The 20,561-nt window shown below is 72.4% G+C and carries 16 protein-coding genes; 11 read left to right on the forward strand and 5 right to left on the reverse strand.

The features are described from left to right. Positions 1-72 precede the first annotated feature (72 nt). From AB0E77_RS04810 to aroQ, 5 genes are all read left to right on the forward strand, one after another. The gene (locus AB0E77_RS04810) at positions 73-651 is read left to right on the forward strand and encodes a TerD family protein (RefSeq protein ID WP_225635961.1); all 579 of its coding nucleotides are present in this window, start codon (positions 73-75) and stop codon (positions 649-651) included. Between the two features lie 91 nt (positions 652-742). Further along, positions 743-2,710, forward strand: coding sequence for a TerD family protein (locus AB0E77_RS04815; protein ID WP_361565520.1), 1,968 nt, complete (start codon positions 743-745; stop codon positions 2,708-2,710). Positions 2,711-2,994: 284 nt separating this feature from the next. Then, positions 2,995-3,984, forward strand: a complete 990-nt coding sequence (locus tag AB0E77_RS04820) for a TerC family protein (RefSeq protein WP_361565523.1) — start codon at positions 2,995-2,997, stop codon at positions 3,982-3,984. Between the two features lie 153 nt (positions 3,985-4,137). After that, the gene (locus AB0E77_RS04825) at positions 4,138-5,238 is read left to right on the forward strand and encodes an ionic transporter y4hA (RefSeq protein WP_361565526.1); all 1,101 of its coding nucleotides are present in this window, start codon (positions 4,138-4,140) and stop codon (positions 5,236-5,238) included. Between the two features lie 119 nt (positions 5,239-5,357). Then, positions 5,358-5,831 carry a type II 3-dehydroquinate dehydratase gene (gene aroQ, locus AB0E77_RS04830; RefSeq protein ID WP_361565529.1) on the forward strand — a complete coding sequence of 158 codons (474 nt, stop codon included), beginning with the start codon at positions 5,358-5,360 and terminating at the stop codon, positions 5,829-5,831. 192 nt (positions 5,832-6,023) lie between these two features. Here the strand turns inward: aroQ and AB0E77_RS04835 are convergent, their stop codons facing one another. After that, positions 6,024-6,680 (reverse strand): MBL fold metallo-hydrolase, encoded by a 657-nt coding sequence (locus AB0E77_RS04835; protein ID WP_361565532.1) that lies wholly within the window; start codon positions 6,678-6,680, stop codon positions 6,024-6,026. 76 nt (positions 6,681-6,756) lie between these two features. Further along, on the reverse strand, positions 6,757-7,443 hold the full coding sequence (locus tag AB0E77_RS04840) for a maleylpyruvate isomerase family mycothiol-dependent enzyme (protein WP_361565535.1): 687 nt from the start codon (positions 7,441-7,443) through the stop codon (positions 6,757-6,759). 223 nt (positions 7,444-7,666) lie between these two features. On the opposite strand from AB0E77_RS04840, the gene uvrA reads away from it, so the two are divergent. Next, positions 7,667-10,702: an excinuclease ABC subunit UvrA gene (uvrA, locus tag AB0E77_RS04845; RefSeq protein WP_361565538.1), complete on the forward strand. Its 3,036-nt coding sequence runs from the start codon at positions 7,667-7,669 to the stop codon at positions 10,700-10,702. 221 nt (positions 10,703-10,923) lie between these two features. Here uvrA and AB0E77_RS04850 read toward each other — a convergent pair whose 3' ends face one another. Continuing rightward, a complete protein-coding gene (locus AB0E77_RS04850; RefSeq protein ID WP_361565541.1) occupies positions 10,924-11,832 on the reverse strand; it encodes a carbohydrate kinase in 909 nt (302 codons plus the stop codon). After that, positions 11,829-12,890, reverse strand: a complete 1,062-nt coding sequence (locus tag AB0E77_RS04855; protein ID WP_361565544.1) for a LacI family DNA-binding transcriptional regulator — start codon at positions 12,888-12,890, stop codon at positions 11,829-11,831. Before AB0E77_RS04855 ends, AB0E77_RS04850 begins: the two co-directional genes overlap by 4 nt. 228 nt (positions 12,891-13,118) lie before the next feature. Here AB0E77_RS04855 and AB0E77_RS04860 point away from each other — a divergent pair, with 228 nt between their 5' ends. Beyond that, entirely contained in the window at positions 13,119-13,541 is a 423-nt protein-coding gene (locus AB0E77_RS04860) for a Rieske (2Fe-2S) protein (RefSeq protein WP_361565546.1), read from the forward strand. A 24-nt stretch (positions 13,542-13,565) separates the two neighbouring features. Here the strand turns inward: AB0E77_RS04860 and AB0E77_RS04865 are convergent, their stop codons facing one another. Beyond that, the gene (locus tag AB0E77_RS04865; protein WP_361565548.1) at positions 13,566-14,546 is read right to left on the reverse strand and encodes a hypothetical protein; all 981 of its coding nucleotides are present in this window, start codon (positions 14,544-14,546) and stop codon (positions 13,566-13,568) included. Positions 14,547-14,921: 375 nt separating this feature from the next. On the opposite strand from AB0E77_RS04865, the gene uvrC reads away from it, so the two are divergent. The 4 genes from uvrC to whiA are packed head-to-tail and all read left to right on the forward strand — an operon-like array spanning position 14,922 to position 20,063. Next, positions 14,922-16,979, forward strand: a complete 2,058-nt coding sequence (uvrC, locus tag AB0E77_RS04870) for an excinuclease ABC subunit UvrC (RefSeq protein WP_361565551.1) — start codon at positions 14,922-14,924, stop codon at positions 16,977-16,979. After that, on the forward strand, positions 16,976-17,995 hold the full coding sequence (gene rapZ, locus AB0E77_RS04875) for an RNase adapter RapZ (RefSeq protein ID WP_361565553.1): 1,020 nt from the start codon (positions 16,976-16,978) through the stop codon (positions 17,993-17,995). The genes uvrC and rapZ overlap by 4 nt, the downstream gene beginning before the upstream one ends. Next, positions 17,992-19,083, forward strand: a complete 1,092-nt coding sequence (gene yvcK / locus AB0E77_RS04880) for a uridine diphosphate-N-acetylglucosamine-binding protein YvcK (RefSeq protein ID WP_361565556.1) — start codon at positions 17,992-17,994, stop codon at positions 19,081-19,083. Before rapZ ends, yvcK begins: the two co-directional genes overlap by 4 nt. Continuing rightward, entirely contained in the window at positions 19,074-20,063 is a 990-nt protein-coding gene (whiA, locus tag AB0E77_RS04885) for a DNA-binding protein WhiA (RefSeq protein ID WP_077798688.1), read from the forward strand. The genes yvcK and whiA overlap by 10 nt, the downstream gene beginning before the upstream one ends. Positions 20,064-20,561: the final 498 nt, after the last annotated feature.

Here is a 20,561-nt window from a genome sequence, read left to right on the forward strand (position 1 = left end):
GCTCTGCGTAGGGTTCTGGTCAACCGCGGGCGCCGCGGCAACAGGGGACAGTTCGTAGAGGGGAATCAGCGCGTGACCGTCAACATGACCAAGGGTCAGGCCATCAGTCTGCAGAAGAACGACGGCGGCAGCCTGACGTCGGTCCGTATGGGTCTCGGCTGGCAGGCGGCTCCCCGGCGCGGCCTGTTCGGCTCGCGAACCCGGGAGATCGACCTCGACGCCTCCGCCGTCCTGTTCGCGGACAAGCAGCCGGTCGACGTCGTCTTCTTCCGACACCTGGTGAGCGACGACGGCTCCGTGCGCCACACCGGGGACAACCTCGTCGGCGGTGTCGGCCAGGGCGGCGACGACGAGGCGATCCTCGTCGACCTGCAGCGCGTCCCGGTCCACATCGACCAGATCGTCTTCACCGTGAACTCCTTCACGGGCCAGACGTTCCAGGAGGTGCAGAACGCGTTCTGCCGCCTGGTGGACGAGACCAACGGCCAGGAGCTCGCCCGCTACACGCTGGCCGGCGGCGGCGCCTTCACCGCCCAGATCATGGCCAAGGTGCACCGCGTGGGACAGGGCTGGTCGATGACCGCCCTCGGCTCCCCGGCCAACGGCCGCACCTTCCAGGACCTGATGCCGGCGATCCTGCCGGTCCTGTAGCGCGGTACACCGCCCGCCCGTTCCGTCGGGGACGGGCGGGCGGTCCGGTACACATCACCAGTAGTGCACGAGTGACACAGGGGGAAAGGCGATGACGGCCGAGCTGGTGCGGGGGCAGAACCACCCGCTTCCCCAGGCCCGTCTGGAGATCCGGGTCTCGGCCGGCACGCCGGTGGTGGCCGCGGCGACGCTCGGCGACGAGAACGGCACGGTCCACGGGACCGAGTGGGTGGCCCATCCGGGCGCGCCGGCACTGCCCGGCCTCGAGGTCTCCCGGCAGGCGGCCGCCGACCACCGGCTCGCGGTCGACCTGGACGCCGTTCCGGACGCCGTGCACCGGGTCAGTGTGCTGCTCGCCCTGGCAGCGGCCGACGCGGCGGGCCCCTCCCGCTTCGGTGCCGTCGCCGCCCCCTTCGTCGCCGTCACCGGCCTCGACGGCACCGAGGTCGCCAGCTACACCATCACCGGCCTGCAGGCCGAGTCGGCCGTCGTCGCGCTGGAGCTCTACCGCCGGCAGGACGCCTGGAAGGTGCGGGCCGTCGGTCAGGGCTACGCCGGTGGTCTCGCCGAACTCTTCACCGACCAGGGCCTGTCGGGGGCCCACCAGCTCGCCGGCCTGGTCCAGGAGGCGGTGGCCGGCGGCCTGGCCCGTGCGGTGCCCGCCCCCTCGCCGCACCCGACGGACGGCGACCGCGCCCGGCAGCACTCCGCCCCGGCGCCCGGTCCGGACCACGGAGCGGTCACACCTCAGACGGCGCCCCAGGGCACCCCCGGCCCCGTACCCGCGGCGTCCCCGTACGACCCCCAGGGCACGGGCGGCCCCCAGTCACCCGGTGGCCCGATCGACTACAGCCACCCGCGCCGGCAGCACGCGGCGCCGCCCGCACCCGCGCCGGCCCCGCCCCCCGCCGCACCCGGGCAGCCCGCACAGCCCGTCGCGGGCGACGCCACCGGCTGGTCGATGGACGAGCGGCTGTACAACCAGGTGTGGGGCATGTTCGAGGACCTCGCCCGCACCACGGCCGCGTACCGCAGCGCCGTCGACTTCGCCGAGTCCCGCATGGACAAGGAGATCGATCAGGCCCTGTCCGACCCGCGCAGCCGGATCGGCGGACAGGGTGACGCCGCGCGAGAGGCCGCTCGCGCCCGGCACGCCCAGCTCGTGGCGCAGGCCAGGGAGGCCCTCGACCGGGATCTCGCCCAGCTCGCCGCCGAGGCGGACGTCGTCGAGCCCGCCCTGCCCGCGGCATACGCACGCTGGGACAACCCCGTCTGGCACGCCTACCGCGTGCCCATGGAGATCCCGATGGCGGTACGCCTGGGCGACCTCCGTCTGCCCGAGGCCGACCGGATACGCATACCGATGCTCGTCAGGCTGCCGCTGGAGCGCGGCCTGTGGATCGACAGCGGGCGTTCCGGCTCGCTCGACGGTTCCTTCGCCGATTCCCACGAGACGAGCCGCCTGGCCCTGGAGAGCGCGGTCGCGCACGCGGCCCGGCTGCTTGCTGTCTACCCGGCGGGCGAGTTCACCGTCCACGTCATCGACCCGGCGGGAGCGGGGACGCAGGCCCTGGCACCGCTCGTGCGGACCGGAGTGCTCGCCGCCCCGCCGGCCCTGGGCGCCGCGGGGACGGCGGACGTGCTCGCCCGGCTCACCCAGCGCGTCGACCTGGTGCAGATGGCGCTGCGCGGCGGTGCCGCCGACGCGCTGCCCCCCGGTCTCGACACGTCCCAGCAACTCCTCGTCGTCAACGACTTCCCGCACGGCTTCGACGACCGGGCCGTGAACCAGTTGCGCTACCTCGCGGACGAGGGTCCGGCCGTCGGTGTCCATCTGATGCTGGTCGCCGACCGCGAGGAGTCCGCGGGCTACGGACCGCTGCTCGACCCGCTGTGGCGCTCGCTGCTGCGACTGACCCCGGTGGCCGACGACCACCTGGCCGATCCCTGGGTCGGCCACGCCTGGACGTACGAGCCCCCGCTCGTGCCGCCCGGCAGTCAGGTGCTCGAGCAGGTGCTGACCCGGGTCGCGGCCGCCCGGCACGCGTGGAACCGCTGAGCCGAAGCCTGCACCAAGCACTCGCAAAGCCCAGCTGAGCTGGGTTTTTGCCTTATTCTTTACTTTCTTCTTTACCTTTCCTTGGTGGTTGGGTACTGTTTTCCGTACGGAGGGGAGTACTCCCTGCCAACTGCGGCGTACCCGTCAATACGGATCAGGCCAGATCCCGGGGCGTCGGCCCGTGGGCCCCGGACGCGCATCGCGCACCGGACGCCCGGGGTGGAAGAGACCTCCGGCAGCGACGACGCTGACATCTGCCGTGTGACGTACTGCCGGAGGCGTAAGTGGAAGTTTCCGTGACCCTGTGGGTCCTGACCATCGTGGGCCTCGGAGCCCTCATCGCGGTCGATTTCTTCATCGGCCGCAAGCCCCACGACGTGTCGATCAAGGAAGCCGGGATCTGGACGGGTGTCTGGATCGCGCTGGCGGGTCTCTTCGGACTCGGGCTCTTCCTCTTCGGCGGCGGCCAGCCCGCCGGTGAGTTCTTCGCGGGCTTCATCACCGAGAAGTCCCTGAGCGTCGACAACCTCTTCGTCTTCGTCCTGATCATGGCGAAGTTCGCGGTGCCCTCGCAGTACCAGCAGCGCGTGCTCCTCATCGGTGTCCTCATAGCCCTGCTCCTCAGGGCCGTCTTCATCGCCGCCGGTGCCGCGATCCTCGCCAGCTTCTCGTGGGTGTTCTACCTCTTCGGCGCCTTCCTGATCTGGACCGCCTGGAAGCTCATCCAGGAGGCCCGGGCCGAGGAGCAGGACGAGGAGTTCGAGGAGAACAAGCTGCTCAAGGCAGCCGAGCGCCGCTTCGGCGTCGCCGACCGGTACCACGGCACCAAGCTGTGGATCGAGGAGAACGGCAAGCGCATCATGACCCCGATGCTGGTCGTGATGCTCGCGATCGGCACCACCGACGTCCTCTTCGCCCTCGACTCCATCCCGGCGATCTTCGGCCTGACCCAGGACCCGTACATCGTGTTCACGGCCAACGCGTTCGCCCTGATGGGTCTGCGGCAGCTGTACTTCCTCATCGGCGGCCTGCTGAAGAAGCTGGTCCACCTCTCGTACGGCCTGTCGGTGATCCTGGGCTTCATCGGCGTGAAGCTGGTGCTGCACGCCCTGCACGAGTCCGGGGTCCACGTTCCCGAGATCAGCATCCCGGTCTCGCTCGGCGTGATCTGCGCAGTCCTCGTCATCACCACGATCACCAGCCTCCGCGCCTCCCGGAAGCAGACGGAAGCGGCGGCTGCGCGAGACGCGGAGAAGCAGGACATCGAGGCCTGACCCGCGTCCGGCCACCCGTCGGGCGCGCGGGTCCCTCCCGGGAGCGGCGAGCGGCGCAGAGCCGATCGCCGCTCCCGGCGTCGTGGTCGTGGCCGGGTGACCGTCCGTGTGAGAGGGCGTGCGGGGTCCGTTCGCCTCTGCGACGATCGCTGCATGATCACTCGGCCCAGGGTGCTCCTCGCACAGTGGACGAACGTCACGCCCGTGGTCGCGGTCCTGTTGCTGGCCCTCACCTGGGGGCGTGACCTGCCCGGCGTGGTCGTGGCGTTGCTGACCATCGTCCTGGCGCTGTCCGTCCTGGCCGCCGTGCACCATGCCGAGGTGGTCGCCCACCGGGTCGGCGAGCCCTTCGGCTCCCTCGTCCTCGCCATCGCGGTCACCGTCATCGAGGTCGCCCTCATCGTGACCCTCATGGCGGACGGCGGCGACAAGAGCGCGACCCTCGCCAGGGACACCGTCTTCGCGGCCGTGATGATCACCTGCAACGGCGTCGTGGGGCTCAGCCTTCTCGTCGCCTCCCTGCGCCACGGCACCGCGGTGTTCAACCCGGAGGGCACCGGCGCCGCCCTCGCCACGGTGGCGACCCTGGCCACGCTAAGCCTGGTGCTGCCGACCTTCACGACCAGCGCACCGGGCCCGGAGTTCTCCACCGTCCAGCTGACCTTCGCGGCGCTGTCCTCGCTGATCCTCTACGGGTTGTTCATCACGACCCTGACCGTGCGCCACCGCGACTACTTCCTGCCGATCACCCGGCAGGGCGAGGTGATCACCGTCGAGGACCACGCGAACGCACCGTCGGCCCGCGTCGCGCTGATGAGCCTCGGGCTGCTGGGCATGGCTCTGATCGGCGTGGTCGGGCTGGCGAAAGGGGTGTCGCCCACCATCGAGGACGGGGTGCAGGCCGCGGGACTCCATCACGCCGTGGTCGGGGTGATCATCGCCCTGCTGGTCCTCCTCCCCGAGACCATCGCCGCCCTGCGCACCGCCCGCCGGGACCGGGTGCAGACCAGCCTGAACCTCGCGCTCGGCTCCGCGATGGCCAGCATCGGGCTGACCATCCCGGCGGTCGCCCTGGCCTCCGTCTGGCTCTCCGGGCCGCTGGTCCTCGGCCTCGGCCCCACCCACATGGTGCTGCTCGCGCTGACCGTGGTGGTGGCCTCCCTGACGGTCGTGCCGGGACGAGCCACACCCCTGCAGGGAGGCGTCCACCTGGTGCTGTTCGCCGCGTACCTGGAACTCGCCGTCAATCCTTAGCGGACGTGCCCCTCCGTGCGCGACGAGACGGCCCGCCGGGCCGCCGAGGCACCGTGATAGACCGGTGCGAGCGCGGTCGGCCACGGACCGCCGCACCTCGAACGGACCGGAGGGAAACCGTGCCCCGCACCCTGGCCAACGCACCGATCATGATCCTCAACGGGCCCAACCTGAACCTGCTCGGCCAGCGTCAGCCGGAGATCTACGGCTCCGACACCCTGGCCGACGTCGAGGCCCTGTGTGTCAAGGCCGCCGCGGCACACGGCGGCACGGTGGACTTCCGCCAGTCCAACCACGAGGGCGAACTGGTCGACTGGATCCACGAGGCCCGGCTGAACCACTGCGGGATCGTGATCAACCCCGCCGCCTACTCGCACACCTCCGTCGCGATCCTGGACGCGCTCAACACCTGCGACGGACTGCCGGTGGTGGAGGTCCACATCTCCAACATCCACCAGCGTGAGTCCTTCCGGCACCACTCCTACGTCTCGCAGCGCGCCGACGGAGTCATCGCCGGATGCGGTGTGCAGGGGTACGCGTTCGGCGTGGAGCGGGTCGCGGCGCTGGCGGGAACGGGACGCGCCGGCACCTGAGGGAGCCGGGGCCGCCGGCCGAGGGCGGGATGAAGGACCGGCGGCCCGCACCGCCCAGGAACCGTCGTCCTGCGCGGGGCCGCCACCAGTCGACCGCGCCGCCCCGCGCGCCGACAGTGCGCGCAGCGGGGCACCGCTGGTGAACGGATCACACGGGGCGCGCACGCGCACACATGAGACGCGTACGCCGGCTCACCACCCGCGCGCGTGCCACTCCGGCAGGTGCGGGCGCTCCGCGCCCAGCGAGGTGTCGTCGCCGTGTCCCGGGTAGACCCACGTCTCGTCCGGGAGGACGCCGAAGACCTTGGTCTCGACATCGTGGATCAGGCTCGCGAACGCCTCCGGGTCCTTGAAGGTGTTGCCCACACCGCCGGGGAAGAGGCAGTCCCCGGTGAACACGTGCGGATGCCCGTGCGGGTCGTCGTAGACGAGGACGATCGAGCCCGGGGTGTGCCCGACGACGTGGCGCGCGGTGAGTTCCACCTGCCCCACCCGGATGGTGTCGCCGTCGTCGACCAGGACGTCGGTGGGCACGGGGATGGCCTCGGCGTCGTACCGGCCCGCGTGGGTACGGGCACCGGTGGCCGCGACGACCTCGGCGAGCGCCTGCCAGTGGTCGCCGTGCCGGTGGGTGGTGACGACGGAGGCGATGCCGTCGTCACCGATCGTGCCGAGCAGGGTGTGCGCGTCGTTCGCGGCGTCGATCAGCAGCTGCTCGTCGGTGGCCCGGCAGCGCAGCAGATAGGCGTTGTTGTCCATCGGGCCGACCGCGACCTTGGTGATCATCAGGTCCTTGAGCTCGTGCACCTGGGCGGGGCCGCCGACCCGCACCTCTCCGCTGTAGGTCATGACCGCAGCCTAGCGCCGGGAGGCGGTCGCGGGCCGTCCGCCCCGAGGGGACCCGGTCCGCGACCGCCGCCCCGGGCTACAGCGGCGGCAGCGCCGGAAGCGCGCCCCCGTCCACGGTCAGCGCGGAACCCTCGCGGCGCCCGGCGAGCCAGCCCAGCAGGTCGGCGGGCGCCCCGGTGACGGTGACCTCCCGACCTCCCGCCTCGCGGCCCGTGCGCCACGCGCGCGTGCCGTCCGAGAGACGGGTGGGCGGCACGTCCGGGTGGCCGGTGAAACGGGCCGCCAGAAAGGCGATCTCCCGCTCGGTGAACTCGGCCGGAAGGTCCTCCAGCTCGTAGCCGATCCCGAGGTCCACGTGGTGCAGATCCACCTCGGCCCAGCGCCGGAAGGGCACCCGGGACGCCGAGTCGGTGATCCCGTTGCGCAGCGTGACCGTACGCGACCAGTCGGCGGGGGCGGCGCCCGCCTCCTGGAAGCGGGCCGCGCTCTCGCGCAGGTCCGCGAGCTGCGCGTCCAGGGGGCGCCCGGCGTCGTGCTCGATGTCGGCGTCCCGGGCCTCGGCGGAGACGTACATGGGGCGGCCCTCGAGAACGTTGACGAGGGCGTCCGCGTTGCGGGCGAGGTGGGCGAGGACATGGCCGCGGGTCCAGCCGGGAAGCCGTGACTGGTCCGTCACGCCCGCGTTGTCCAGTTTGCCGACAGCGGTCAGCAGCCGCTCGGTGGCGTCACGTACAGACGCCAGGTCACGCGCGTGATCATTCATGCCGCTGACCCTAGACCGCGCCACACCTTCGGGTGAAGGTGGCTGACGACCCGCGTAAATCGAATGCACGTGCTATATGGTCGGGTGCGGCGTCGGGCATGCTGGGAAGTCGGGGTTTGTTGACAACCGGTGAATCCGACCGGCGTTGTCAGTGGCTCCCCCTAGTCTGAGAAAGACGGGGGCCCCGCCCCTGTCACTTCTCTCAAGAAAGGTGCGGACCGGCGTGGCCGACCGTCTCATCGTCCGTGGCGCGCGCGAGCACAATCTGAAGAACGTCTCGCTCGACCTGCCTCGCGACTCGCTCATCGTCTTCACGGGCCTGTCCGGGTCGGGCAAGTCCTCCCTGGCCTTCGACACGATCTTCGCCGAGGGCCAGCGGCGCTACGTGGAGTCGCTCTCCTCGTACGCCCGGCAGTTCCTCGGCCAGATGGACAAGCCGGACGTCGACTTCATCGAGGGCCTCTCCCCGGCGGTCTCCATCGACCAGAAGTCGACCTCGCGCAACCCGCGCTCCACGGTCGGCACCATCACCGAGGTCTACGACTACCTGCGCCTGCTCTTCGCCCGCATCGGCAAGCCGCACTGTCCCGAGTGCGGCCGGCCCATCTCGCGCCAGTCGCCGCAGGCCATCGTCGACAAGGTGCTGGAGCTGCCGGAGGGCAGCCGCTTCCAGGTGCTGTCGCCGCTGGTGCGCGAGCGCAAGGGCGAGTTCGTCGACCTCTTCGCCGACCTCCAGACCAAGGGCTACTCCCGCGCGCGGGTGGACGGCGAGACCGTCCAGCTCTCCCAGCCGCCCACGCTGAAGAAGCAGGAGAAGCACACCATCGAGGTGGTCGTCGACCGCCTCACCGTCAAGGACTCCGCCAAGCGGCGTCTCACCGACTCCGTCGAGACCGCGCTCGGCCTGTCCGGCGGCATGGTCGTGCTCGACTTCGTCGACCTCCCCGAGGACGACCCCGAGCGCGAGCGCATGTACTCGGAGCACCTGTACTGCCCGTACGACGACCTGTCCTTCGAGGAGCTGGAACCTCGCTCCTTCTCCTTCAACTCGCCCTTCGGCGCCTGCCCCGACTGCTCGGGCATCGGCACCCGCATGGAGGTCGACCCGGAACTGATCGTCCCCGACCCGGACAAATCCCTGGACGAGGGCGCCATCCACCCCTGGTCTCACGGGCACACCAAGGACTACTTCGGCCGCCTGATCGGTGCCCTCGCGGACGCGCTGGGCTTCCGCACGGACATCCCCTTCGCGGGCCTGCCGCTGCGCGCCCGCAAGGCCCTGCTGAACGGCCACAAGACCCAGGTCGAGGTCCGCTACCGCAACCGGTACGGCCGCGAGCGCCGGTACACCACGGCCTTCGAGGGTGCCGTCCCCTTCGTCAAGCGCCGGCACAGCGAGTCCGAGAGCGACGCCAGTCGCGAGCGCTTCGAGGGCTACATGCGCGAGGTGCCCTGCCCCACCTGCGAGGGCACCCGCCTGAAGCCGCTCGTCCTCGCGGTCACCGTCATGGGCAAGTCGATCGCCGAGGTCTCGGCGATGTCCATCAGCGACTGCGCCGACTTCCTGGGCGAGCTGAAGCTCAGCGCCCGCGACAAGAAGATCGCCGAGCGCGTGCTCAAGGAGGTCAACGAGCGGCTGCGCTTCCTGGTCGACGTCGGCCTGGACTACCTCTCGCTGAACCGCGCGGCCGGCACGCTCTCCGGCGGCGAGGCCCAGCGCATCCGCCTGGCCACCCAGATCGGCTCCGGACTCGTCGGCGTGCTGTACGTCCTCGACGAGCCGTCCATCGGCCTGCACCAGCGTGACAACCACCGGCTGATCGAGACCCTCGTCCGGCTCCGCGACATGGGCAACACGCTCATCGTCGTCGAGCACGACGAGGACACCATCAAGGTCGCCGACTGGATCGTCGACATCGGCCCCGGCGCCGGTGAGCACGGCGGCAAGGTGGTGCACAGCGGCTCCGTGAAGGAGCTGCTCGACAACGCCGAGTCGCAGACCGGTCTGTACCTGTCGGGCAAGAAGGCCATCCCGCTGCCCGACGTGCGGCGCCCGCACGACCCGTCCCGCCGGCTCACCGTGCACGGTGCCCGCGAGAACAACCTGCAGGACATCGACGTGTCCTTCCCGCTGGGCGTCTTCACCGCGGTGACCGGCGTCTCCGGTTCGGGCAAGTCGACGCTCGTCAACGACATCCTCTACACCCACCTCGCGCGGGAACTGAACGGTGCCCGCAATGTGCCCGGGCGGCACACGCGGGTGGACGGCGACGACCTCGTCGACAAGGTCGTCCACGTCGACCAGTCGCCCATCGGCCGCACCCCGCGGTCCAACCCGGCGACGTACACCGGCGTCTTCGACCACATCCGCAAGCTGTTCGCCGAGACGACCGAGGCCAAGGTCCGCGGCTACATGCCCGGCCGGTTCTCCTTCAACGTCAAGGGCGGCCGCTGCGAGAACTGCGCGGGCGACGGCACGATCAAGATCGAGATGAACTTCCTCCCGGACGTCTACGTCCCGTGCGAGGTCTGCCACGGCGCCCGTTACAACCGGGAGACCCTGGAGGTCCACTACAAGGGCAAGTCCATCGCCGACGTCCTGAACATGCCGATCGAGGAGGCGACCGACTTCTTCGAGGCGGTTCCCGCGATCGCCCGGCACATGAAGACCCTCAAGGACGTCGGCCTCGGCTACGTCCGGCTCGGCCAGTCCGCGACCACCCTGTCCGGGGGTGAGGCACAGCGCGTGAAGCTCGCCAGCGAGCTGCAGCGCCGCTCCACCGGCCGCACGGTCTACGTGCTGGACGAGCCGACCACCGGTCTGCACTTCGAGGACATCAGCAAGCTGCTGACCGTCCTGTCCGGCCTGGTCGACAAGGGCAACACGGTCATCGTCATCGAGCACAACCTCGACGTGATCAAGACGGCCGACTGGGTCGTCGACATGGGCCCCGAGGGCGGTGCCGGCGGTGGCCTGGTGGTCGCCGAGGGCACGCCGGAGCAGATCGCCGGGGTGCCGGCCAGCCACACCGGCAAGTTCCTCAGGGACATCCTCGGCGCGGACCGGGTCAGCGACGCGATCCCGGCGCAGGCCACGCGCAGGGCGGCGAAGACGGTGGCGGCCAAGGCCGGCACCAGGAAGACGGCCACCAAGAAGGTCGCCGCCACCACGGCGAAGACCCCGGCCAAGACCGCCGCGAAGACGGCCAAGGCCACCAAGCCCGCCGCGAAGAAGACGACGCGGACGAGCAAGGCGTGACCGGCCGGGCGGGCGCCCGAAGCACCATGCGGGACGCCCGCCCGGCACCAGAACGCGCCATTTCCGACCGGCCGAGACCGACCGGCCGGCCGAGACCGACCGGCCGGCCGAGACCGACCGGCCGGCCGAGACCGACCGGCCGGCCGAGAGCGACCGGCCGGCCGAGACCGGCGGACGGGCCGAGACCGGCGGACCGTCAGGGCCCACCGCGGGGGCGTGCGTCAGAGGCCCAGCTCATGGGCGTACGGAGGTTCCGCGCCCGCGCGGGAACAGGTGACCGCCGCCGCGCGGGCGGCGAAGCCCAGCAGGCCCGCCCAGCCGTCCGGCCCCAGCGCGGCCAGCGCGTTCTCGTCGAGCGCGTCCCGGATCGCGAGGCCGTGCAGCAGCGCCGCGTTCACCGTGTCGCCCGCGCCGATGGTGTCCACCACCTCGACCCGCTCGCCCGGCACCGCGTACTCACCCCCGTCGCGGGTGAACGCCGTCAGCCCCTCCCCGCCACGGGTGATCACCACCGCGGCCGGACCGGCGGCCAGCCACTCGCGGGGCGTGCCGCCGAGCCACTCGGCGTCCTCCGCGGAGAGCTTCAGCAGTGACACCGACGGCAGCCAGCTCTTGAACCGCGCCCGGTAGGCGTCCGCGTCCGGGATCAGCCCGGCCCGGATGTTCGGGTCGAGGGCCGTGAACACGCCCCGCGACGCCGTCTCGTGCAGCAGTTCCTCGTATGCGCTCGCCCCCGGCTCCAGGACCAGCGAACAGGTGCCGAAGGACACCGCCCGGGTGCCCGGCGGCAGCGCGGACGGCACCGTGAACAGCCGGTCGGCGGTGCCCTCCACGTAGAAGGAGTACGCGGCCGAACCCTCCGCGCCGACCGTGGCCACGGCCAGCGTCGTAGGCTCGGCCCCGCGCTGCACCGGCGACACGTCCACGCCGGTCCCGCGCAGCCGGTCCAGCAGCGCATCGCCGAAGGCGTCGTACGACACCCGCGAGCAGAAGGCGGCGGGGGAGCCGAGGCGGCCCAGCGCGACGGCGGTGTTGTACGGGCCGCCGCCGAGCGCCGGGCGCAGCGCGGCGAGGGCGCCCGTGCCCTGCGGTACCAGGTCGATCAGTGCCTCACCGGCGACGACGATCACGGGAGGGTCCTTTCGTGGTCCGGTTCCAGGACGTGCCGTGGCTGCTCGGGGCAGCCGCAGGAGGTGCGGTGGACGAAGGCGCAGGGCAGCCGTACGGTCCGCGCCGGCCGGTCGGGTGCGGCGAGCCGCTCCAGCAGCAGGCGGACGGCCTGGGCGCCGACGTCCTTGCTGGGCTGCGCGACGGCGGTCAGGCGTGGAGCGAACAGGTCCGCCCAGGGGAAGTCGTCGAAGCAGCACAGTGCGAGATCGCCGGGCACGGACAGACCCCGGTCCCGCAGGGCGCGCAGCGCGCCGATGGTCATCGCGTTGTTGGCGGTGACCAGCGCGGTGGGCGGTGCCGCGAGGGACAGCAGGGCCGCCGTGGCCCGTTCGCCGCCGGACGCGCCCGAGTCGCCGTGCACCACCAGCCGCTCGTCGTACGGCAGTCCGGCGGCGGTGAGGCCCTCCCGGTACCCGGTGATCCGCTCGCGCGTCGTGCTGAACCCCGGGCGGCCCGCGACCAGGCCGATCCGCCGGTGGCCGAGCCCGGCGAGATGGCCGACGAGCCCGGCCGTTGGACCGGCGCTCTCCGCGCACACCTGGTCGAAGCGGGGACCACCGTCCTCCGGCGCGTCGACGACCCGGTCGAGGAAGACGGCGGGGACGCGGTGGCGGGCCAGGTAGCGGACGAGGGCGCCCGGTTCGGCGGACGGCGCGACGATCATGCCGTCCACGCGCCGCTCGTGCAGCAGCCGCACGACCTCGAGCTCGTGGCCGGGGTCGTCGTGCGGGTCGGCGATGAGCAGGCTGTAGCCGTGTCCGAGGGCCTCGGCCTCGACGCCCTGGAGGATCTCCGTGAAGTAGGGGTTGCTGATCGCCGACACCGCGAGCCCGAGGGAACGGGTCCGGGAGGTCACCAGGGACCGGGCGAGGGTGTTCGGTGTGTAACCGAGCTCCTCGACGGCGTCCAGCACCGCCTGGCGGGTGTGCGCCAGCACGGGACGGGTGTCGTTGAGCACGTGCGAGACCGTCGCCACGGAGACCCCGGCGTGCCGCGCGACATCGGCCATGGTTGCCACCGGAGCGCGCCCCCTTTCGCCCGTATCCGTCGTACTCCCGTCGTGCTGCGGGGGAGCGTATCCCGTCCGAGGGCAGACGTAAACGCTTGCGCAAGCGTTTACGTCGATGAGTGAGCCGTCAGTGCTCCGTGAGCGGGGAGCGCCCCGCTCACGGAGACCCACCTGGGCGGACGCCGGGCGGTGCCCGATATCGTGCGCCTTGCACGCCCCCGACCAGTGGAGATCCCCATGTCCGGCCGCCCCGTCCCGAGCCGTCGCACCGTCCTGCGCTCGGCGGCCCTCACGCCCGTCGCCGGGCTCGGTCTGGCCGCCTGCTCACCGGGGGACGACGGCGCGGCCGCACAGCCGACCGCGCCGGTGGAGCTCGGGGCGGACAGCGACGTCGCCAAGGGCGCCGCCAAGCTCTACCGGGACCAGAACGTGGTGGTGAGCCGGGCGGAGGACGGTTCGCTGAAGGCCTACAGCACGATCTGCACGCACGCGGGGTGCCCCATCAAGGAACTGGAGGGCACCAAACTCGTCTGCCCCTGCCACGGCAGCGAGTTCGACGCCCGCACCGGCGAGGTGCTGCACGCCCCGGCGACCGTGGCGCTCATGGAACTGCGGGTCGACGTGCAGCAGGGGCGGATCGTCGCGAGCCCCGGGGCCTGACCGCCCACGAGCCGGCGCAGCCGCTCACTCCCAGTCCCAGCCGATCCCCAGCATGCCCGGCCGCACCCGCGCCTCCACGAGGTGCACCGAGTGGTGCGGCCCGCTCATGGCCAGCTCCCGCACGCCGCCGCGCGGTGCCGCCGCCGAGTGCTGGGTGAACCGCCGACAGCGCGCCGGCGGGGCCGCAGGGTCGAAGCCCACCTCGAGGGCGTACTGCCCGCCGGCCGTGCCGAACGCGCGGACGTACTCGTGCGAGACGCCCGCGGTGCCGTCCTCGACGCCGTACCGGAAGAGATAGGTGTCCCCGGCCCGCAAACGGGTGTCGAAGAGCAGCTCCGTCACCAGCACCCCGGTGTCCTGGTCGGCGCGGACCCGCCCCGTACGGCAGTTCTCGAGCGCGTGGACGGCCATCCGCGCCGGAGCGCACCCCGGATCGCCGTGGTGCACGGCGACGAAGCGGTCGACGCCGTCCCGGTGGGCGCGGACGATGCGGTGCGACTCGCGCCCCGCCAGTTCGCGCCGGGCCCCGACCCGGACTCGTTCGTGGTGGCCGAGGGTGTGCAGCCCGTCGTCCGCGGAGGGGCGGCCGAGTTCGCCCAGCAGCCGGTCCAGGACGCCCGACGCCTCCACACGGGCCCGGTAGGAGCGCACCGCGGGCCGGTGCGCCGACGCCTGCCCGTCGGACTCGGCGAGCAGGCGGATCAGCGACTCCTCCGGCAGCTGGAGTATCTCCTCCAGCGCCCGCACGGCCCGCAGGGACTCCGGGCGCTGCGGACGCCGGGCGCCCTGCTGCCAGTAGCTCAGGCTCGTCACGCCCACCGTCACGCCGTGCCGCGACAGATGGTGCTGGACGCGCTGCAGCGGCAGTCCGCGAGCGGCGATCGCGGCGCGCAGGGCGACGTGGAAGGGGCCGCCGCGCAGGGCCGAGTCGAGTTCCGCGGTGTCGGCGCCCGCGGTGACGACGTCCGCGATGTCGGCGTCCGCGTGCTGAGTGGCGTGCGGCATGCAGGGGCCTTTCTGTGAATGTTCACAACGGCTGGTCGGACCGTTCGGCGCGGCTCCGCGGGGCCCGCCCCCTGTCGCGGCGCAGGGGAGAGGTCACCTCCGTACGCCGCCCTTCAGGGCCCCGAGTTCCCCCGCATTGAAGCGTGTTGACCTAGTCCCGACAACACCTGAAGCCGGACCGCGCCACACTCCTGGCCGAGAACACACCGGCCGCCTCTCCGAGGGGCACCACGCGTGACCGACCGGCCCCGGACGGTCCCCGCAGGGGCACCCGGCAGCCCGCCGCGGAGCTCCGTCGCCGGTTGTCCACAGGGCCTCGCGCCCGTCGTCCACAGCCTCGCCGGAGTGTCGGTCCCCGCCAGTAGGGTGTGAGTCATGGCCGACCCCTCCAGCTACCGCCCCAGGCCGGGAGAGATCCCGGACTCCCCGGGGGTGTACAGGTTCCGCGACGAGCACCGCCGGGTGATCTACGTCGGAAAGGCGAAGAGCCTGCGCCAGCGCCTGGCGAACTACTTCCAGGACCTGGCGAACCTGCACCCCCGCACCCGCACCATGGTCACCACCGCGGCGTCCGTGGAGTGGACGGTGGTGTCCACGGAGGTCGAGGCCCTGCAGCTGGAGTACTCCTGGATCAAGGAGTACGACCCCCGGTTCAACGTCAAGTACCGCGACGACAAGAGCTACCCCTACCTCGCGGTGACGATGAACGAGCAGTTCCCGCGCGTGCAGGTGATGCGCGGCCACAAGAAGAAGGGCGTGCGCTACTTCGGGCCCTACGGGCACGCCTGGGCCATCCGCGACACGGTCGACCTCCTGCTGCGCGTCTTCCCCGTGCGCACCTGCTCGGCCGGTGTCTTCAAGAACGCCGCCCGCACCGGCCGCCCCTGCCTGCTCGGGTACATCGGCAAGTGCTCCGCGCCCTGCGTCGGCCGGATCACCCCCGAGGACCACCGGGACCTGGCCGACGAGTTCTGCGACTTCATGGCCGGCCGCACGGGCACCTATCTGCGCCGCCTGGAGAGGCAGATGGCCGAGGCGGCCGAGGACATGGAGTACGAGCGCGCGGCCCGCCTGCGCGACGACATCGGCGCCCTGAAGAAGGCCATGGAGAAGAGCGCGGTCGTGCTCGCCGACGCGACCGACGCCGACCTGATCGCCGTCGCCGAGGACGAGCTGGAGGCGGCCGTCCAGATCTTCCACGTGCGCGGCGGACGCGTGCGCGGGCAGCGCGGCTGGGTCACCGACAAGGTGGAGGACATCACCACAGGCGCCCTCGTCGAGCACGCCCTCCAGCAGCTCTACGGGGAGGAGCGGGGCGACGCCGTCCCCAAGGAGGTCCTGGTCCCGGCCCTGCCCGACCCCGTCGAGCCGGTGCAGCAGTGGCTCACCGACCGCCGCGGCTCGGGCGTGTCGCTGCGCATTCCGCAGCGCGGCGACAAGAAGGCGCTCATGGAGACCGTCCAGCGCAACGCCCAGCAGGCGCTCGTGCTGCACAAGACCAAGCGCGCCTCCGACCTGACCACGCGCTCGCGCGCCCTGGAGGAGATCGCCGACGCCCTCGGCCTGGACAGCGCGCCCCTGCGGATCGAGTGCTACGACATCTCCCACCTCCAGGGAGACGACGTGGTGGCCTCCATGGTGGTCTTCGAGGACGGACTGGCCCGGAAGAGCGAATACCGCCGGTTCCAGATCAAGGGCTTCGAGGGACAGGACGACGTCCGTTCCATGCACGAGGTGATCACCCGCCGCTTCCGGCGCTATCTCGCCGAGAAGGAGCGGACCGGCGAGTGGGCGGACGGCGACGACGTCCTGGACGGGGAGCAGCTCAAGGACGAGGACGGCCGTCCCAAGCGCTTCGCCTACCCGCCCCAGCTCGTCGTCGTCGACGGCGGGCAGCCGCAGGTCGCGGCGGCCCAGCGGGCCCTGGACGAGCTCGGCATCGACGACATCGCCGTGTGCGGCCTCGCCAAGCGCCTGGAGGAGGTCTGGCTGCCCCGCGAGGACGACCCGGTCGTGCTGCCCCGCACCAGCGAGGGCCTGTATCTGCTCCAGCGGGTCCGCGACGAGGCCCACCGCTTCGCGATCACCTACCAGCGCACCAAGCGTGCCAAGCGCTTCCGGTCGAGCCCTCTGGACGACGTGCCGGGCCTGGGGGAGACCCGCAAGCAGGCGCTGATCAAGCACTTCGGTTCGGTGAAGAAGCTCCGGTCGGCGACGATCGACCAGATCTGCGAGGTGCCCGGCATAGGCCGCAAGACGGCCGAGACGGTCGCCGTGGCCCTCGCCCGGGCGACCCCGGCCGCACCCGCCGTGAACACGGCGACCGGAGAGATCATGGAAGAGGACGACGGGGCACCCGGGACGACGGAGGATGCCCCGGGGGAGCCCGTGTCCGCGGGCACCCCGGACGAACGACGGGGGCAGGAGAGATGACCGAGCACGGCACACAGCCCGCAACGGGCCGAGAACAGACCCAGGCCACGACGGCCGGCGGGGAAGCGGGGCCGCAGACGGCCCGGCCCGACGGACGCCAGGACGACGGAGCACAGGTGAGTACGGGCAAGGAAACAGCCGGGGCGCACGAGGCGGCCATCCCCGAGCTGGTGATCATCTCCGGCATGTCCGGCGCCGGCCGCTCGACGGCCGCCAAGTGCCTGGAGGACCTGGGCTGGTTCGTCGTCGACAACCTGCCGCCCGCGCTGATCCCCACCATGGTGGAGCTGGGCGCCCGATCGCAGGGCAACGTCGCGCGGATCGCGGTCGTCGTAGACGTCCGCGGCCGGCGGTTCTTCGACAATCTGCGTGAGTCCCTCGCCGACCTGGACGCACGCGGCGTCACCCGGCGGATCGTCTTCCTGGAGTCCTCCGAAGAGGCCCTGGTGCGCCGCTTCGAGTCGGTGCGCCGCCCGCACCCCCTCCAGGGCGACGGCCGCATCGTCGACGGCATCGCCGCGGAGCGCGAGCTGCTGCGCGAGCTGCGCGGCGACGCCGACCTGGTGATCGACACCTCCAGCCTCAACGTGCACGAGCTGCGCGCCAAGATGGACGCCCAGTTCGCCGGCGAGGAGGAGCCCGAGCTGCGGGCCACCGTCATGTCCTTCGGCTTCAAGTACGGCCTGCCGGTCGACGCCGACCTGGTCGTGGACATGCGCTTCCTGCCCAACCCGCACTGGGTCCCGGAGCTGCGCCCCTTCACCGGCCTGAACGAGGAGGTGTCGTCGTACGTCCTCAACCAGCCCGGGGCCAAGGAGTTCCTCGACCGCTATGCCGAGCTGCTCCAGCTGATCGCCGCGGGCTACCGTCGTGAGGGCAAGCGCTATGTGACCGTCGCCGTCGGGTGCACCGGCGGCAAGCACCGGTCCGTGGCCATGTCGGAGAAGCTCGCCGCCCGGCTCGCCGCCGAGGGCGTGGAGACGGTGGTCGTCCACCGGGACATGGGACGGGAATGACAGGACGTACTCCGCGGCTGAGCAGGCTGCGCCGGGTGGTGCCCGAGGGACGCGGCGGCAGACCCGCCGACGCCCGCGCCGCCCGGCCCGAGCAGGCGCGCGGCGGCAAGCCGCGCCGCCGGGGCGCCCAGCCCAAGGTCGTCGCCCTCGGCGGCGGCATGGGCCTGTCCGCATCGCTCGCCGCACTGCGCCGGATCACCGGCGACCTGACCGCCGTCGTCACCGTGGCCGACGACGGCGGCTCCAGCGGGCGGCTCCGCGACGAGCTGGGCGTCCTGCCGCCCGGTGACCTGCGCAAGGCGCTGGCCGCGCTGTGCGGCGACGACGACTGGGGCCAGACCTGGGCCCGCGTCATCCAGCACCGCTTCCAGTCCCAGGGTGACCTGCACGAACACGCGGTCGGCAATCTGCTGATCGTCGCCCTGTGGGAGCAGCTCGGCGACCATGTCCAGGCCCTCGACCTGGTCGGCAAGCTGCTCGGCGCGCACGGGCGCGTGCTGCCTATGTCCGCCGTCCCGCTGGAGCTCCAGGCCCTGGTCAGGGGCCACGACCCGGAGCGGCCGGACGCGGTCGACACCGTACGGGGCCAGGCCACCGTCGCCCTCACCCCGGGCGAGGTGCAGTCCGTGCACCTGGTGCCGAACGATCCGCCCGCCGTCCCCGAGGCGGTCGAGGCCGTCCTGGACGCGGACTGGGTGGTGCTCGGTCCCGGCTCCTGGTTCTCCTCGGTCATTCCGCACCTGCTCGTGCCCGACCTGCTGGACGCGCTGGCCGCGACGAAGGCGCGCCGGGTGCTCTCCTTGAACCTCGCTCCGCAGCCCGGAGAAACCGAGGGCTTCTCCCCGCAGCGTCATTTGGAGGTTTTGGGACGACACGCCCCTAAACTCGCCCTGGACGTGGTGCTGGCCGACGAGGCCGCCGTGCCCGACCGTGACTCGCTCGCCGACGCCGCGAAACGGTTCGGCGCCGCGGTCGAACTCGCTCCGGTCGCCCGGACCGACGGGACCCCGAGGCACGACCCGGAGCTGCTGGCCGCCGCGTACGACCGTATTTTTCGGATGCATGGAAGGATCGGCCCATGGCGATGACGGCAGCGGTGAAGGATGAGATCTCCCGGCTCCCCGTCACCCGGACCTGCTGCAGGAAGGCGGAGGTCTCCGCCGTGCTGCGGTTCGCCGGCGGCCTCCACCTGGTGAGCGGGCGCATCGTGATCGAGGCGGAGCTGGACACCGCGATGGCGGCCCGCCGGCTCAAGCGGGACATCCTCGAGATCTTCGGGCACAGCTCCGAGCTGATCGTGATGGCGCCGGGCGGGCTGCGCCGCGGCTCGCGCTACGTCGTACGGGTGGTCGCGGGCGGTGACCAGCTGGCCCGGCAGACCGGCCTGGTGGACGGCCGGGGCCGGCCGATCCGCGGCCTGCCGCCGCAGGTGGTCTCGGGGGCCACCTGCGACGCCGAGGCCGCCTGGCGCGGGGCCTTCCTGGCGCACGGCTCGCTCACCGAGCCCGGCCGCTCCTCCTCCCTGGAGGTGACCTGCCCGGGCCCGGAGGCCGCGCTCGCCCTGGTCGGCGCCGCCCGCCGACTGTCGATCGCCGCCAAGGCCCGCGAGGTGCGCGGCGTGGACCGGGTCGTCGTGCGTGACGGCGACGCGATCGGCGCGCTGCTCACCCGGCTCGGCGCCCACGAGTCGGTGCTGGCCTGGGAGGAGCGGCGGATGCGCCGCGAGGTGCGGGCCACCGCCAACCGCCTCGCCAACTTCGACGACGCCAACCTGCGCCGCTCGGCCCGCGCGGCCGTCGCCGCCGGTGCCCGGGTCCAGCGGGCCCTGGAGATCCTCGCCGACGACGTGCCCGAGCACCTCGCCGCCGCCGGCCGGCTGCGCATGGAGCACAAGCAGGCCTCCCTGGAGGAGCTGGGCGCCCTCGCCGACCCGCCGCTGACCAAGGACGCGGTCGCCGGCCGTATCCGCCGCCTGCTGGCCATGGCCGACAAGCGGGCCTCGGACCTCGGAATCCCGGGCACCGAGGCCAACCTCGGCGAGGAGCTGGCCGACAACCTCGTCGGCTGACGGAGACCGGCCCGCGGGCCGGCATACCGGCACCGGCACCAGCACCGGCATCGGCACCGGCATCGGCACCGGCATCGGCATCGGCATCGGCACCGGCGCATCCGGGCCGGCGCCCGCCGGCAGCTCGCCGGAAGCCCGGTTCAGCCGCCCCGCAGTGTGCACCTGGAAGGCGGCCCGGCGTACGGCCGGGGCCGGGGCCGGGGCCGGGCCGGGGTGGGCGGCGGCGAGGGCGACCAGGACCTGCACGGTGCGCAGGTGCCCAACGGCACGGCCCTCGTCGAGAAGGGCCCGCACCCCGCTCCCGGCCGCACCCCGCCCCCGGCCGGCACCCCGCCCCCGGCCCGCACCCCGCCCCCCGGCCCGCACCCCGCTCCCGGCCCCCACCCCCGACCTGCCCCCCGGGCAGGCGCCGCACGCACGCGCCGCTGCCCTCACGCGTGCACCCCTGTCCCCCCGTCATCCCAAGCCCCAACCACCCCATGCAGGCGTCCACTTGGG

This window comes from Streptomyces sp. NPDC032940 (assembly GCF_040636935.1).
Lineage (GTDB): Bacteria > Actinomycetota > Actinomycetes > Streptomycetales > Streptomycetaceae > Streptomyces.